Origin of the sequence: Candidatus Merdisoma sp. JLR.KK006 (assembly GCF_036941035.1) — a bacterium.
GTDB lineage: Bacteria > Bacillota > Clostridia > Lachnospirales > Lachnospiraceae > Laedolimicola.
This window is the reverse complement of record NZ_JAYMNS010000015.1, coordinates 87701-102222: the sequence shown is the minus strand read 5'-3', so window position 1 is coordinate 102222 and position 14522 is coordinate 87701. Positions and strand designations below refer to the sequence as shown.

Here is a 14522-nt window from a genome sequence, read left to right as displayed (position 1 = left end):
TACTTATTTAACTGTAAAGCTTTGTAAAAAATATTGCATTTTTGTACAGATATGCTAAACTGGACATGTTATAAAGAAACAGTTGCTGCAAAACACTGATTTCAATAATTTCATAGGAAGACGGCTCCGTTTTCCCATTCCCATAACAACGTAAAATAGAGAGAAGGTGATGCCCATGATTGCTGTTTTCTGGTCTTGCAGAATAAAACAGAAAATCATATAATGAAAGAAGAACAAATTGAAGTTCAACATACGCAATATGTTTCATTTCCCAACGATATAGTTTTTAACCGAGAATTGATGGAGAAGTGAGAATCAAAGAAACTTGTATGCCCTAAATGAAGCGACTTTACCTTTTAGTACCGTTGCGTAGCAACTTAAAACGGAGGTGTAATCATGTTATTTATTGAATATCCCAAATGCAGTACTTGTCAAAAGGCCAAAAAATGGCTGGAGGCTAATCACATAGAATTTGAGTCCCGCCATATAGCAGAGCAAAATCCCACAGAGGAAGAGCTTAGAACATGGGTCAAGGAAAGCGGACTTCCCATTAAGCGTTTTTTCAATACCAGCGGTATGAAATATCGGGAGCTGGGACTTAAGGACAGGCTGGAGACTATGAGTGAAGAAGAACAAATATGTCTGCTTGCCACTGATGGTATGTTAGTAAAACGACCGCTGATTATTGGAGAGAAAATCCTTACAGGCTTTCGGGAAAAGGAGTGGGGTGAGGCGTTGCTGTAGGCGATAGAAAGGAATTTGAATAGTCAAAAGCATAGGATTATAATCGTTTTTTCTTGTGCAGATCCTATAAACCTGCAAAAGAAAGCTTGGCAATATTGACAAAAATGACAATTAATGGCACAATAGAAAGAGAATAAATAGTGAGCACTCTTGGAAATTCCCTTGCACCATTTTGCGTCTGATTTTCTGAGAGTACGTTGAATTCTGCAGGAGGTATAAAGATGGACGAATATAAAGTGATTCGGGAAATTCTGGAGAAAAGCTCTTACACGGTGGCTATGTGTGGTACAGACATGATGAAAGAATCAGGAATGCAGAGCATGCGTGCACCTGAGATTTCTTATAAGGTAGAACGGGAGTATGGATATTCCCCGGAAGAGATTTTTTCTTCTGTTTTTTACACCAACCGCACAGAGACATTTTTCAGATATTATAAGAAAGAGATGTTAGAGCCAACCCTGGAGCCAGGTGAAGGTTTTTCTGCTCTTGCAGAGTTGGAGCGCAGGGGTCAGCTTCAGTATTCTATCACAAATAATGTGTATAATTTGCCAGAGCGGGCAGGATGTGAGAGGGTTTTGAATCTTCATGGCACAATTTTTGACAATGAGTGCCCTCGCTGCGGAAAGAAGTATTCCATGGAGTATATTCGGGATTCCAAGAAGATTCCTCTGTGTGAAAAATGTCAGATTCCGGTTCGACCAAAGGTCATGCTTTTTGGTGAGCAGGTGGACAACCAGCTTATGACCTGCGCAGTAAATGAGATTTCTAAGGCAGATGTACTTCTGCTTTTAGGTACCAATTTTAATTCCGGCCTGTGTGATCGGTATGTTCAGTATTTTGAAGGCAGCAGTCTCATTCTCATTAACAGTCAGGAGCATTTTAGGGATGAGAAGGCAAATATCATTCTTCGTGAGGAAGTAAAGAAAGCATTGCCGAAGATTGTCTGGCCAGAGGGAAAAAAAGAATAAAGAAAAAATGAAGGGGCTGCCCTGGCAGCCCCTTTTTGTCTTGTAAGATGAAAATTTGATAAAAGCAAACAACAAAAAGGAGAAAACAAATATTATGAAATTATTGGAAGAACGGATTTTACAGGAGGGAATTGTTCTTGGACAGGACATCTTGAAGGTAGACGGATTTATCAATCATCAGATTGACATCGGACTGATGGAAGAGCTTGGAAAGGATATGGCAGAGCATTTCCGGGCCCAGGGGATTACAAAGGTATTTACCATAGAGTCTTCGGGGATCGCCCCGGCCTTATTTACGGCAAAATACTTAAACGTTCCAATGGTAATCCTGAAAAAACAGGTGTCAAAAAATCTCCGGACAGAAGTGTGGCAGACAGAGGTGGCTTCTTATACAAAGGATGTCTCCTATGAGCTGACCTTGGCAAAGAACTATATATCGGACATGGATCACATTTTAATTGTAGACGATTTTCTTGCCAACGGTGAGGCAGCTACAGGAGCCGTCCGTCTGATACGGAAAGCCCATGCAACCGTTGCAGGAGTTGGAGTTCTCATCGAAAAAGTCTTCCAGCCCGGGCGGAGCAAGCTGGAAAGTCAGGGAATCCAAGTATATGCCCAGGCAAGCATCCGGGCTTTTGAAAATGGACAGGTTATATTTTAAAACAACATTCTGCGAAACTCAATATAGAAAGAAGGAAAAAGAAGCAAATGAAAATAGTTTCACTGGGATTGGAAAAGCGTGACTTATCCAGGCTTGCGACTGCAGTAGCAGGAATGCTGGTCTTTTCCATCGGAATCAACATCTTCGTAGTACCGGCAGAGCTTTACAACGGGGGAATACTGGGAATCAGCCAGATTATCCGTACCCTGCTTATTCGTTATGCCCACCTGAATCTGGGAAGCGTAGACATAGCAGGTCTCATCAACCTGTGCTTAAACATTCCCCTATTCATACTGGCCTGCCATTCCATCAGCAAGACCTTTTTTGTGCGCACCCTCATATGCGTCATCAGCCAGACCATTTTCATGACCGTAATTCCTATTCCGGCCATTCCTCTGGTAGAAGACACCCTGACAGCCAGCCTGATCGGAGGAATTGTTGCCGGAGCCGGCATCGGAATCGCTCTCCAAAGCGGCGGATCCAGCGGAGGAATGGATATCTTAGGCATCTACTACACCAAGCGCCGTCAAGACTTTAGCGTAGGCCGCCTGTCCCTGACCGTAAACCTATTCATATATTTAGTCTGCGCCCTGCTGTTTGACATCACCGTAGTCATCTACTGCATCATTTACACGGCCGTGAGCACCCTGATTATGGATCGCACCCACAGCCAGAACATCAGCACAGAGGTCTTCATCTTTACCAAAGAAGATCCGGATCAAATCATGGACTACATCCTAAAAGGTCTCGTCCGAGGCGCCACCTACTGGGAAGCCAAAGGCGGCTACACCGAAAAAACCACCAACATCATCTTCACCGTAATTTCCAAACACGAGCTCTCTGCCCTAAAACGCAAACTCCGAGTCCTGGATCCCCAGGCCTTCGTAGTAAGCAAAGAGCACGTAGGAATAGAAGGCAAATTCGTAAAACATTTATAACTATAAAGATACCCGGCGAGGAGAATCTTACCCTCATCCCAAGTATCTTCAATTCCCCAAAAAGAACTTATCTTCAAACCAGCAACCAGGGGATGGCGTAGAGCAGGGCAGCGGGCTTTTCCGATATCAGGTGTCCGGCTGTTCACGAACGCTCCGTCTGCTCTGAGCGAACATTACCAAGCAATATGAGATCACCACAAAACGCTAAAAGTAATGTTCGTTCAGAGCAGACGAAGTGTACGTGAACCGTCCGAACACAGATATGGAAAAGCCCGCTGCCCTGCTCTACGCCATCCCCGTCCCCCCCTCCCAAAAATAAAAATATAAAAAATTGAAGATAATCCCCCCACCCATTCGTTATAATAGTGAACAGATAATTACCTGTGTAGAACCGGAGGGGAGGCGGATGCGATTAATCGAGATGAACAACTGGAAGTGCTAATCGACCGATATCAAAATCTGATATTTTCCATCTGCTACAAAATAACTGCGGATTACTTTGCAGCAGAAGACCTGGCACAGGAAACATTCTTATCCGCATACGAAAAATACAGTCTCTTCGACGGCAAAAACGAAAAGTCGTGGATATGCAGAATCGTCACCAACAAGTCGTTGGACTATCTGAAACATTCCGGCAGAAAGCAAATCCCGGCCGAGGATACCTACTTCGCCTATCAAGAGGATGAAAGTCAAACTCCGGAGGAAGCCTGCCTGGAGAAAGAAGTAAGAGCGGAGCTGTACCGCTGCTGCAAAGACTTAAAACCACCTTACGATGAAATAGCCCTGGATTATTACTATTACGAAATGGACGTAGGAGAAATCGCAGAAAAGCGAAACCGCAACGTAAAGACAGTTCAGACACAAATCTATCGGGCAAGAGGGATGCTGAGGAAACACTATGGAAAAAAGGAGGGGAAGAGTGCATGAGGACGGAACATGAAAAAATCAGAGACCTGGATAATTACACGGAACAGCTTATCCGTCAGGCAGAAGCAGAGGGACTCATAAAGGCACCTGTGCATATGAAGCAGGAAATCATGGAACGCTCCAGGCGTATGGACTATCAGATGGCAGTCACAACCCGAAAGGTATCAAAGCAGATGCAGCTTTTCTTCTACAGCCTGAAAGTAGGCGCAGCCGTAGTAACAGCCCTGTTTTTGCTGTTTATGGTGCCGAAAGAATTGCCGAAGGAAATGCCTGCGGCCCCAAGCGAGACGGCAAGGCAGCAGGAGGAAACTTTGAACCGCAGACTGAACAACGGTATGCGGGAAATAAATCAGATGTTAAATGATATGATGGGATTGCAGAAAAGTGATCAGATGGAGGATTAGAATATGACGAAGAAAAAAAGTGGGTTTTGGACATTTATGTTTTCCTGGCTGCCGGGAGCTGGGGAGATGTATATGGGCTTTATGAGAATGGGGCTCAGCCTTATGGGACTGTTTTGGGGAATTATCGCACTATCCATATTTTTTAATGCGGGTTTTCTGATGCTGATTGATGTGATTGTGTGGTTTTACGGCTTCTTTCATGCAAATAATCTGCATGCTATGGATGATGAGGAGTTTTATGCTCTGGAGGATCATTACCTGATTCCTGTGGATATGGATCAGGAATTTTGGAATCGAATTACCATTACAAAGTATCGCAAACTTTTGGCAGGAATTTTGATTCTGTTTGGCGCAGCGGTTCTCTGGAACAGTTTTTTGGATCTGCTCTACTGGATGCTTCCGGATTTCGCATGGGGATACGTGAACAGCATCAGCCGTTACATTCCGCAGATCGTGTTGGGAATTGGAATCATTGCGGTAGGCCTTATGCTGATTCGAGGCAAGAAGCAGGAGCTTTTGGAAGAGGAAGACAGGGGGGATGAGCATGCAGGAGAAACAGAGCATTCGCATTCATAGGGTAGGAACCGTAACATTCGGGATCATACTGGTAATCTTGGGAGCCCTGTGTCTGCTTCGGCTGATATTTCCGGTATTGGATTACGAATTGATATTTCGCTTGTGGCCCACCGTATTTATCAGCCTGGGGATTGAGGTGCTTCTAAGCAGCCGCAAGCCCGAGAAACGTGTGGTGTATGATGGGGCAGCCATATTTCTGCTGGTGCTTTTGATACTTTTTGCCATGAGCATGGCCGGCATGGACTGGATCTTTGAGCATTACCAGGAGTATCGAGATGTCATTATCCATTGGTGACGGAGGACAGGGAAAAGGCATAAGATATAAGGAAAGGGAAACACCTTATTTTACGAAAACGTATCCCATGCATATTCCGGAATATGTTCTCATAAGGAAAAAGCCTGCGGTCCGTAAGAGAGGACCGCAGGCTTTTTGCGCATGGGAGGACCTGCATCAAGTATTTTTCTTTTGCTCTGTGGGAATAGATCATGTATAATAAAAAAAACAATAAACCGGAGGGCCTAATGTATACGATTGTAATTGCGGATGACGAGGCGGAGCTGCGTCAGGCATTGGTAAGAAGGATTGATTGGGAAGAGGTAGGCTTTCAGGTAGTGGGAGAAGCGGAGAACGGAGTAGAGGCTCTGGAACTGGTGGAGAAGCTGGAGCCGGATCTGCTGCTTACGGATGTGCGGATGCCGTTTATGTCCGGCATTGAGCTTGCCCGGGCAGTGAGAGAGATAAGGCCCAATATTCAGATCGCATTTTTAAGCGGCTTTGACGACTTCACCTACGCTCAGCAAGCTATCCAGTACAATATCATCAGCTACCTGTTAAAACCCATTTCCTCAAAGGAGCTTACAAAGGAACTGAAAAAAATAAAAAAGAAAATAGATGATAAATTCGAAGAATTTACCAGAAAGAATGCGGAGCAGGAGCAGCAGAACCTGGCAGCCTTTTTTACGCCGCTGCTTTTAGATTCTTTTTCAGACGGACAAGGTAAGGAACGAGAGCAGGTCTTAGTACAGGAAGCTATCCGCAAAGGCTTTATTAAGCCGGAGAGTACCTATATGTGCTATACGGTATTGGTGACCAGCTTCCGGGACGGGGACGGCAACAACTGCACTGTGGAGGATGCGGTTAATGCGGTTAATATGATTCTGCGCAAATATATGCGCTATGTAAGCTTTTATACGGACGGACGGATTGTATCTCTGTTAGCGGGGACAAAGGCCAGCCATGAAAAGTATCTGCATATTATTGTGGAGGATATTTCCCAAAGTGTAAAACGGATTATGAATTTGACTTCCTCCATTGGCGTCAGCAGGATGGTTCCGGGGCTGGGCCGCTGTCATGAGGCGTATCTGGAGGCAATGGATGCCTTTGGCTATGCCAGGCGAAGCGATATGGGCGTGTCCTTTATCTCAGATATTGAACGGACAGCTACCTTTGATCAGGAGACCGTACAGGCGGCAGTGAATGAGATAGAAAGCCTTTTAAGAAGTGGAACGGAGGATGAGCTTCGAACTTATCTTGGACAGCTTTTTGAACAATTGGAACAGGAGGATACGCCGGCCATGAACATTCAACTGGTGATGGTGCAGCTGATTGCCGCAGTATTCCGGGTGGTCTATGCAGTGGCAGACAGCGAGGCGGTTCAGAACCTTCAGAAGTCTTCCCCCTTTCTGGGACAGTTATTTTTTGAGAATCCCAGGGAAATGGAAGAGCGTTATATGGCATTTTGCCTGACAGCGAGAGAAGTGGCGGCAGAGCATCGGAAAAAGAGTAATTCCGCCATCTGTGACCGGGCTCTTGCGATTATGGAAAGCAGGTTTGCGGATCCGGAATTGTCTTTGAATTCCATCAGCACCGAGATTTCAGTAAGTCCCAATTATTTAAGTACGCTGATTAAACGTTCTACAGGAAATACCTTTATTGATCTGCTGACCAGAAAGCGCATGGAGACAGCAAAAGAGATGCTCTTAGGAACATCCATGAAGATTCGTGAAATTTCAGAAAAATGCGGTTATAACGATCAGCATTATTTCAGCTATTGCTTTAAAAAATATGAAGGGATTTCACCAAATGCGTGCAGGCGGAAGTTTGAAAGTAAACTTTCGGATCTGCTCGAATAATAAGGTGAGCATTCAAGGGGAAGTATTTGCGTTAGAAAGAGGAAAGCATGAAGAAGGATAGACCGGAGAGCCGGATTTCCCTGTCTGTGATGATGACCTGTGTGGTTATTGGACTGGTACTAACGGTATTGGGATCGGTATTAATCTTTTTTATAGATTTTTATCAAAGCTCCATGGAGCAGAATGCGGCCATTACCAGTGAACAGGCAGTGGTTCAGGTGATGAACATGGTAGAAGATTATACGGCAGGAATGGCAGATTCTATGCGGCTGATTTCCGCTCATATGGGAAAGCCGGAGGAAGAACGGGATGAGTTCTTCCAAAGTTTTATGGAGATACGCCCCGATGTAGTGGCAGTTACGACCTATCGCACGGAAGGGGAGCTTTTGAACTGCTGGTCAAATGGATTGAAAAGAAAAAGCTCAATTCTGCAGAATCTTTCTTATATGGAAGAACCGGAGGGGAAAGGACTTCGCATATCCAAGCCCCATGTGGAAACCCTCTTTGAAGAATATTACCCCTGGGTAGTTACTATCTGTCAGAATATGAAGGACGGAGGGGGAGAGGAACTGCAGGTCTTTATGGACATCCGCTTTTCCAACATTGCCAGCTATGTGGATGATGTGGGAATCGGTCAGCATGGCTATTGCTTTATTCAGGATACGGAAGGGAATCTGATCTATCATCCGCAGCAGCAGCTTATTTATTCCGGGCTTAAGGAAGAGATGACAGGAGAACTTAAGAGCCTTCCCGATGGTTCCCATACACGCTCCAACGTGATCTATACCATTCACACGCTGGAAAACTGTAACTGGCGTGTGGTAGGTGTAAGCTATGTGGACGAGCTTATTACAGGCAGGGTGGAAGGGATGGTCCGCATCTGTGTGATCTTGCTTCTCCTTGTTTTGGTGACGGCAGTTCTTGTGGGAATTCTCTTTTCCAGGCTGTTTGCCATGCCTGCCAAGCGGCTTACGGGAGCGATGGAGGCATTTGAGCAGGAGGCGGAGAACTTCCAGTTTGTAACGGTTCGGGGTGCCAGTGAGATTTCCGCCCTGTCGGATTCCTTTGGGCATATGGTAGTGCGGATTCAGGAGCTGATGGAGCAGGTGCGCCAGGAGGAAATTACCTTAAGAAAGACAGAGCTTAATGCCCTTCAGGCACAGATCAATCCTCATTTCCTCTATAATACCCTGGATTCAATCGCATGGATGTGTGAGGAAGACCGCACAAAAGAAGCGGTGGAGATGGTAAATGCCCTGGCAAGGCTTTTTCGTATCAGTATCAGCCGGGGACATGAGCTGATTACTTTGGAACGGGAGGTAGAGCATGCAAAGAGCTATCTGAAGATACAGAATTACCGCTATAAGAACCAGTTCACTTATGAGTTTGATGTGGAGGAAAGCTGTCTTTCTTATCTGTGCAATAAGATTACCCTGCAGCCGATTATAGAGAATGCCATTTATCATGGAATTGACCGGATGGTGGAGGAAGGCTGCATACAAATACGCATAGAGGAGGAAGAAACGGCCATTCGGATGACTGTGACAGACAATGGCGTGGGCATGTCGGAAGAACAGTGCAAAGAGATTCTTCACCGTGAAGCAGGTGAACGCACCGGAATCGGCATCAAAAATGTCAACGATAGAATCCGTATTTATTTTGGCGAGGAATACGGGCTTCATATAACGAGTGAGCTGGACGAAGGCACCTGTGTGGAAATTCGAATCCCAAAGCTTACGGAACTGGAATAACAAGGTAAATGCGAAGCATCGGCAAGGAGACATTGCAGGGAAGCGACTTAACACTTTCGTACTGTTGCGCAGCAACTTAAAAAAGGAGAAAGAATATGAAGAAAAACAGAGCTGCGGGGAAACATCTGAATCTGTGGCTGATACTTCTTGGAGCATTGGTTCTGGCGGCAAGCTATGTCATTGGGATACGCTACATCATCGGTAATCTGAATGTATTTGAAATTGAGCGGGGAGAGACAAACCGCCATTATGTGGCAGTGATTGCCAAGTCTACCACTTCTGCTTTCTGGAAATCCGTATTTGCAGGAGCAAATGCGGCAGGTACGGAATATAATCTGACGCTGACTGTAGAAGGACCGGAAAATGAAGAAGACTATCAGACCCAGAATGAGATGATTCGGAGGGCAGTAGAAAATGGAGCGGAGGTGATTGTATTTTCCGCAGTAGACTACCAGGCGAACGCAGAAGCTATCAATGCAGCGGTTCAGGAAGGGGTGAAAATCGTTGTTATTGACAGCGATGTAAACAGCGATCAGGTCAGCTGCCGAATCAGTACGGACAATTATCAGGCAGGACGGATGGCAGGTAAGGCTGTTCTTTCCGAGGAAGCAGAAGAGCTGAATGTAGGAATCGTAAATTTTGACAAAAATTCCGCCAACGGACAGCAAAGGGAAGAAGGCCTTCGGGAAGAACTTATGGAGGACGAGCGTGTCCGGATTGTAGAGGCCATTAACGTAATTTCTACTATAGAGGATTCTATGGAAGGAACGGTTCGGATGCTTAAGGAACATCCGGAGATCAATGTGATTGCAACATTTAACGAATGGACAAGTCTGGGGGTAAGCTATGCTATCCGTGACCTGGGGCTGGCGGAGGAAACCTCTGTGGTAGCTTTCGACAGCAATGTGGTCTGTGTGGGAATGCTGGAGACCGGAGAGGTAGATGCTTTGATTGTTCAGAATCCCTATGCCATGGGGTATCTTGGGGTGGAATGTGCATATAACCTTATCAATGAGATTCCCATAGAGGACTCACAGGTGGACACGGCAACGACAGCTATTACCAGAGAAAATATGTTTGAGGAAGACTGCCAGAAAGTATTATTTTCATTTGATTGACGGGAAGTTAGTAAAAATTTGTACAAAAAGAATAAAATTTTTAATGGAAATCCTTCTTGTTTGTGGTATACTTATAAACGCAAGCAAATCAATGAGCTTGTAAAAAATAAACAGGGAGGATTTTTCATTATGAAAAAGAAAGTTTTAGCTGCATTGTTAAGCGTAGCAATGGTAGCAACCTTACTGGCAGGCTGCGGTTCTAAGGAAGCGCCGGCAGAAGCGCCTGCTGAGACCGAAGCACCGGCCGAGACCGAGGAACCTGCAGATGCGGATGCGGAGGAGCCGGCAGAGTCTGATGCACCTGCAGCAAGCGGAGATTTCGCAGACAAGAAGGTAGGCGTATGTATCTATCAGTTCTCCGATAACTTTATGACACTGTTCCGTACGGAGCTTGAGAACTATCTGATTAGCTTAGGCTTTGCAAAAGAGAACATCACCATCCAGGACGGTCAGAATGACCAGGGTACACAGAGCAACCAGATTGATGCTTTCATCAATGACAAGGTTGACGTTCTGATTATCAACCCTGTAAACTCATCTTCCGCAGAGACCATTACCGACAAGGTAGTAGGCGCCGGAATCCCGCTTGTATACATCAACCGTGAGCCGGACGAGTCCGAGGAGCAGAGATGGGCGGACAACAACTGGGATGTAACCTATGTTGGATGTGACGCACGTCAGTCCGGAACCATGCAGGGCGAGATGATCGTTGACCTGGGTCTGGAGAAGGTTGACTTAAACGGTGACGGCAAGGTTCAGTACATCATGATCGAGGGTGACCCCGAGAACGTTGATGCAAAGTATCGTACCGAGTTCTCCGTTAAGGCTCTGACAGATGCAGGCTGGGAAGTAGAGCAGCTTGACGATCAGGTTGGTAACTGGGATCAGGTAAAGGCACAGGAGCTTGTATCCAATGCACTTGGCCAGCATGGCGAGAAGATCGAGGTTGTATTCTGCAACAATGACGCTATGGCACTTGGCGCACTTCAGGCAATTGATACCGCAGGCCGCAAGGTGGGCGAGGATATCTTCCTGGTAGGTGTTGACGCTCTGTCCGAGGCTCTTGAGAACGTAATCAACGGAACCATGACAGGTACCGTATTCAATGACCATATTTCTCAGTCACACAGCGCAGCAGACGCAGCAGTAAACTATCTGACCGGTGCCGGAAACGAGCACTACATCGGCTGTGATTATGTAAAGGTTACAACTGAGAATGCACAGGAAGTACTTGACAGCGTAAAATAAAAACGTCTGATTAAGAAACTGCAGGAATGAATTTGGTGCAGGTGTTGGAATTACGGCACCTGCACTTTTCATAATGAATGGAAATATGAATGAAAAGATATGGATATGATGTCTGTTTTTTGCCGTTCGGTTGTTACGAAAAATGACAGATTGCCATCTGTATAATATAAAAAAAGAGAAGGAGGAGCAAAATGGCAGAGTATAAACTGGAGCTGAAAGGCGTCTGCAAGTCATTTCCGGGTGTCAAGGCACTGGATAATGTACAGTTGTCGCTCCGTCCCGGTACCGTACATGCACTGATGGGGGAAAACGGCGCCGGAAAGTCCACACTGATGAAGTGTCTGTTCGGTATCTACAAGATGGACGCAGGAGAGGTCATTCTCGACGGACAGAAGATTGAGATTGGAAACCCCGATGAAGCCATGAAGTACGGCATTGCTATGGTGCATCAGGAGCTGCAGCCCGTACCGGCCAGAAGTGTGGGGGAGAATTTGTATCTGGGAAGATTCCCGGTAAAGAAATACGGTCCCTTACAGGTGATTGACCACAAAGCCATGTATGCGGAAACGGAAAAATGGCTGCAGGAAGTAAAGATGGACTTTGATCCCAAGGCCCTTCTCGGCACCCTGTCCGTTGGACAGATGCAGTCCGTGGAGATTGCCAAGGCCGTATCCCAGCAGGCAAAAGTCGTTATCTTTGACGAGCCGACCTCATCCCTGTCGGACAATGAGGTGGAGGCTCTTTTCCGGATCATGAATGATCTTCGGGATAAGGGCGTAACGATGGTTTATATTTCTCACAAGATGGATGAGATTAAGCGGATTGCCGACGATATCACCATTATGCGTGACGGTACATACGTGGGAACCTGGCGGGCGGAAGATATGACCACGGACGATATTATCGCCAAGATGGTAGGACGTGAGCTGACGAATGTATACCCGCCCCGGGAAAATGAGCTGGGCGAGGTGATTATGGAGGTAAAGGATCTTTGCTCCATCCATGCAAAATCCTTCCAGCATATTAATTTTACCCTCCGCAAAGGCGAGATTCTGGGCTTCGGCGGTCTGGTAGGCGCACAGAGAACGGAGCTGATGGAGGGAATCTTCGGTATCCGCGGCGTGGAGACGGGAGAGATCCTGATAAACGGCAAGCCGGTAAAGATCAAACATCCCAAGGATGCCATGAAAGCCGGAATCGGTCTGATTACGGAGGACCGCCGGGGCAACGGTATCTTCGGCTGTCTGTCCATCAAGGATAACGTAGGCGTATCCATTTACAATAAGCATCTGAAGGCCGGATTTGTTCTGGATCACAAGAAGATTGACGGAATTGTGGATGAGAACATCCAAAAGCTGCGGATTAAGACGCCAAGCATGAAGGAACATATTGCAAATCTTTCCGGAGGTAATCAGCAGAAGGTTATCGTTTCCCGCTGGCTTGCAAATGATCCGGACGTACTTATCATGGATGAACCCACCAGAGGTATCGACGTGGGCGCCAAGCATGAGATCTACGAGATTATGAATGAGCTGGCAAAGCAGGGGAAGGCCATTATTATGATTTCCTCTGAGATGGCGGAGCTTTTGGGAATGTCAGACAGAGTTTATGTCATGTGTAATGGAAAGATTACCGGTGAGATTACGGAAGAAGCTGAGATGAACCAGGAAAGTGTTATGGGCTACGCGACCAAGTTCTGATGGCGAAGGAGGATGGATAGAATGGAAAAAACGAACAAAAAACAAATAACAGATTTTTTGATTAATAACGGTGTTATTATCGTTATGTTTATCCTGGTAATTTATACGGGATTTACGACCGATAATTTCTTTACAAGCAATAACCTTCTGAATCTGTTGGTAAATATGAGTTCCCGTCTGGTGATTGCTCTTGGAATCGCAGGCTGTGTTATTACCGCAGGCTGTGACCTGTCAGCCGGACGTATGATTGGTTTCGGAGCCTGTATCTCGGGCGTGCTTCTGCAGCGTATGGACTACTCACAGAAGTTCTTCCCCAATATGGAGCCGATGAACGTATTTTTGGTAGCGGTGATTGTTATGCTGATTTGTGCGGCATTCGGTTCGGTTACCGGTTTCTTTATTGCATACTTAAGCGTGCCTCCCTTTATTGCGACACTGGCAATGATGGAGATTGTGTATGGTATCAATATGATCTTTACAAATGCAACTCCTCTGGGCGGTTATGTAAGTAATTATACCAATGTGGCAAGCGGCAAGTTCTTAGGGATAAGCTATCTGATCTGGATTGCGATTATTGTGGCGGCTATTACCTGGTTTATTTTCAATATGACTCGTCATGGAAAATATATGTATGCGGTAGGCGGCAATCCCCAGGCGGCAGAGGTGGCCGGTGTTCCGGTGAAGACTACGCTGATTCTTATCTACATGAAGGCGGCGGCTATGTACGGACTGGCGGGCTTTATGCTTGGCGCAAAGGCCGGCGGAGCTTCCGTAAACTTAGGTCTGGGCTATGAGATGGAGGCGATTGCGGCATGTACCATCGGCGGTGTATCCGTTACCGGAGGACGCGGACGTGTTACCTCGGCGATTGTCGGAGTTACCGTATTTGAGCTGTTGAAGCTGGCTCTGCAGTACCTTGGAATGGATGCGAATGCACAGTGGATTGCAATTGGTATTGTTATCTTTATTGCTATTTCTCTGGATATTCGGAAGTATATTGCGAAGAAATAAAGCAAATGATAAAGAAGATAAAAATGGCAGTCGGAGACATCCGGCTGCTGTTTTTTTGAGGATCTTATAGAAAGCTGTTGCTTTTGGGATCGTATTGAAAATCAATTCCGCCCAAGGTGATTTCCAGGGACTTTCGATCCAAATCAAGGCTGCTGCACAGCTCATCCAGGTTCGGGTAGTAATCCCGAAGCTGCATATTGATCCAGCTCAAAAGCATGAATGGGTCTTTGGGAATCATGAAACCAACTCCTGTTTGAATAATTAACTTTACGGTTTTTCATTTTTTATTTAACAACAAAAAGGGAAAACTTGCAAGTACAACTTATTTCTGTTACACTTAAAA

15 protein-coding genes are annotated in these 14522 nt (G+C 45.9%); 14 read left to right on the top strand and 1 reads right to left on the bottom strand.

Going from position 1 to position 14522, the window contains the following annotated elements; genetic code table 11:
* Positions 1-396 precede the first annotated feature (396 nt).
* The 14 genes from VSQ61_RS13005 (at position 397) to VSQ61_RS12940 (ending at position 14179) form a co-directional block, all read left to right on the top strand.
* Positions 397-744: an arsenate reductase family protein gene (locus tag VSQ61_RS13005; protein WP_334344850.1), complete on the top strand. Its 348-nt coding sequence runs from the start codon at positions 397-399 to the stop codon at positions 742-744.
* A gap of 221 nt (positions 745-965) precedes the next feature.
* Complete coding sequence (locus VSQ61_RS13000; protein WP_334344849.1) at positions 966-1712, top strand: SIR2 family NAD-dependent protein deacylase; 747 nt, start codon at positions 966-968, stop codon at positions 1710-1712.
* Positions 1713-1806: 94 nt separating this feature from the next.
* Positions 1807-2373 carry a xanthine phosphoribosyltransferase gene (locus VSQ61_RS12995; protein WP_334344848.1) on the top strand — a complete coding sequence of 189 codons (567 nt, stop codon included), beginning with the start codon at positions 1807-1809 and terminating at the stop codon, positions 2371-2373.
* 47 nt (positions 2374-2420) lie between these two features.
* Positions 2421-3311, top strand: coding sequence for a YitT family protein (locus VSQ61_RS12990; protein ID WP_334344847.1), 891 nt, complete (start codon positions 2421-2423; stop codon positions 3309-3311).
* A gap of 435 nt (positions 3312-3746) precedes the next feature.
* Positions 3747-4238, top strand: coding sequence for an RNA polymerase sigma factor (locus VSQ61_RS12985; RefSeq protein WP_334344846.1), 492 nt, complete (start codon positions 3747-3749; stop codon positions 4236-4238).
* On the top strand, positions 4235-4642 hold the full coding sequence (locus VSQ61_RS12980; protein WP_334344845.1) for a hypothetical protein: 408 nt from the start codon (positions 4235-4237) through the stop codon (positions 4640-4642). Before VSQ61_RS12985 ends, VSQ61_RS12980 begins: the two co-directional genes overlap by 4 nt.
* A 3-nt stretch (positions 4643-4645) precedes the next feature.
* Positions 4646-5218 carry a hypothetical protein gene (locus VSQ61_RS12975; RefSeq protein WP_334344844.1) on the top strand — a complete coding sequence of 191 codons (573 nt, stop codon included), beginning with the start codon at positions 4646-4648 and terminating at the stop codon, positions 5216-5218.
* A complete protein-coding gene (locus VSQ61_RS12970; protein ID WP_334344843.1) occupies positions 5187-5513 on the top strand; it encodes a LiaI-LiaF-like domain-containing protein in 327 nt (108 codons plus the stop codon). The genes VSQ61_RS12975 and VSQ61_RS12970 overlap by 32 nt, the downstream gene beginning before the upstream one ends.
* A 227-nt stretch (positions 5514-5740) precedes the next feature.
* The gene (locus VSQ61_RS12965) at positions 5741-7351 is read left to right on the top strand and encodes a response regulator (RefSeq protein ID WP_334344842.1); all 1611 of its coding nucleotides are present in this window, start codon (positions 5741-5743) and stop codon (positions 7349-7351) included.
* 47 nt (positions 7352-7398) lie between these two features.
* Positions 7399-9102, top strand: a complete 1704-nt coding sequence (locus tag VSQ61_RS12960) for a cache domain-containing sensor histidine kinase (protein WP_334344841.1) — start codon at positions 7399-7401, stop codon at positions 9100-9102.
* A 95-nt stretch (positions 9103-9197) separates the two neighbouring features.
* Positions 9198-10220 (top strand): substrate-binding domain-containing protein, encoded by a 1023-nt coding sequence (locus tag VSQ61_RS12955; RefSeq protein WP_334344840.1) that lies wholly within the window; start codon positions 9198-9200, stop codon positions 10218-10220.
* Positions 10221-10349: 129 nt separating this feature from the next.
* The gene (locus VSQ61_RS12950; RefSeq protein WP_334344839.1) at positions 10350-11468 is read left to right on the top strand and encodes a galactose ABC transporter substrate-binding protein; all 1119 of its coding nucleotides are present in this window, start codon (positions 10350-10352) and stop codon (positions 11466-11468) included.
* A 191-nt stretch (positions 11469-11659) separates the two neighbouring features.
* The gene (locus VSQ61_RS12945; protein ID WP_334344838.1) at positions 11660-13168 is read left to right on the top strand and encodes a sugar ABC transporter ATP-binding protein; all 1509 of its coding nucleotides are present in this window, start codon (positions 11660-11662) and stop codon (positions 13166-13168) included.
* A gap of 21 nt (positions 13169-13189) precedes the next feature.
* Positions 13190-14179, top strand: coding sequence for a galactose/methyl galactoside ABC transporter permease MglC (locus VSQ61_RS12940; protein ID WP_334344837.1), 990 nt, complete (start codon positions 13190-13192; stop codon positions 14177-14179).
* A 64-nt stretch (positions 14180-14243) separates the two neighbouring features.
* Here VSQ61_RS12940 and VSQ61_RS12935 read toward each other — a convergent pair whose 3' ends face one another.
* Positions 14244-14417, bottom strand: a complete 174-nt coding sequence (locus tag VSQ61_RS12935) for a DUF4250 domain-containing protein (RefSeq protein WP_334344836.1) — start codon at positions 14415-14417, stop codon at positions 14244-14246.
* Between the last annotated feature and the right edge of the window lie 105 nt (positions 14418-14522).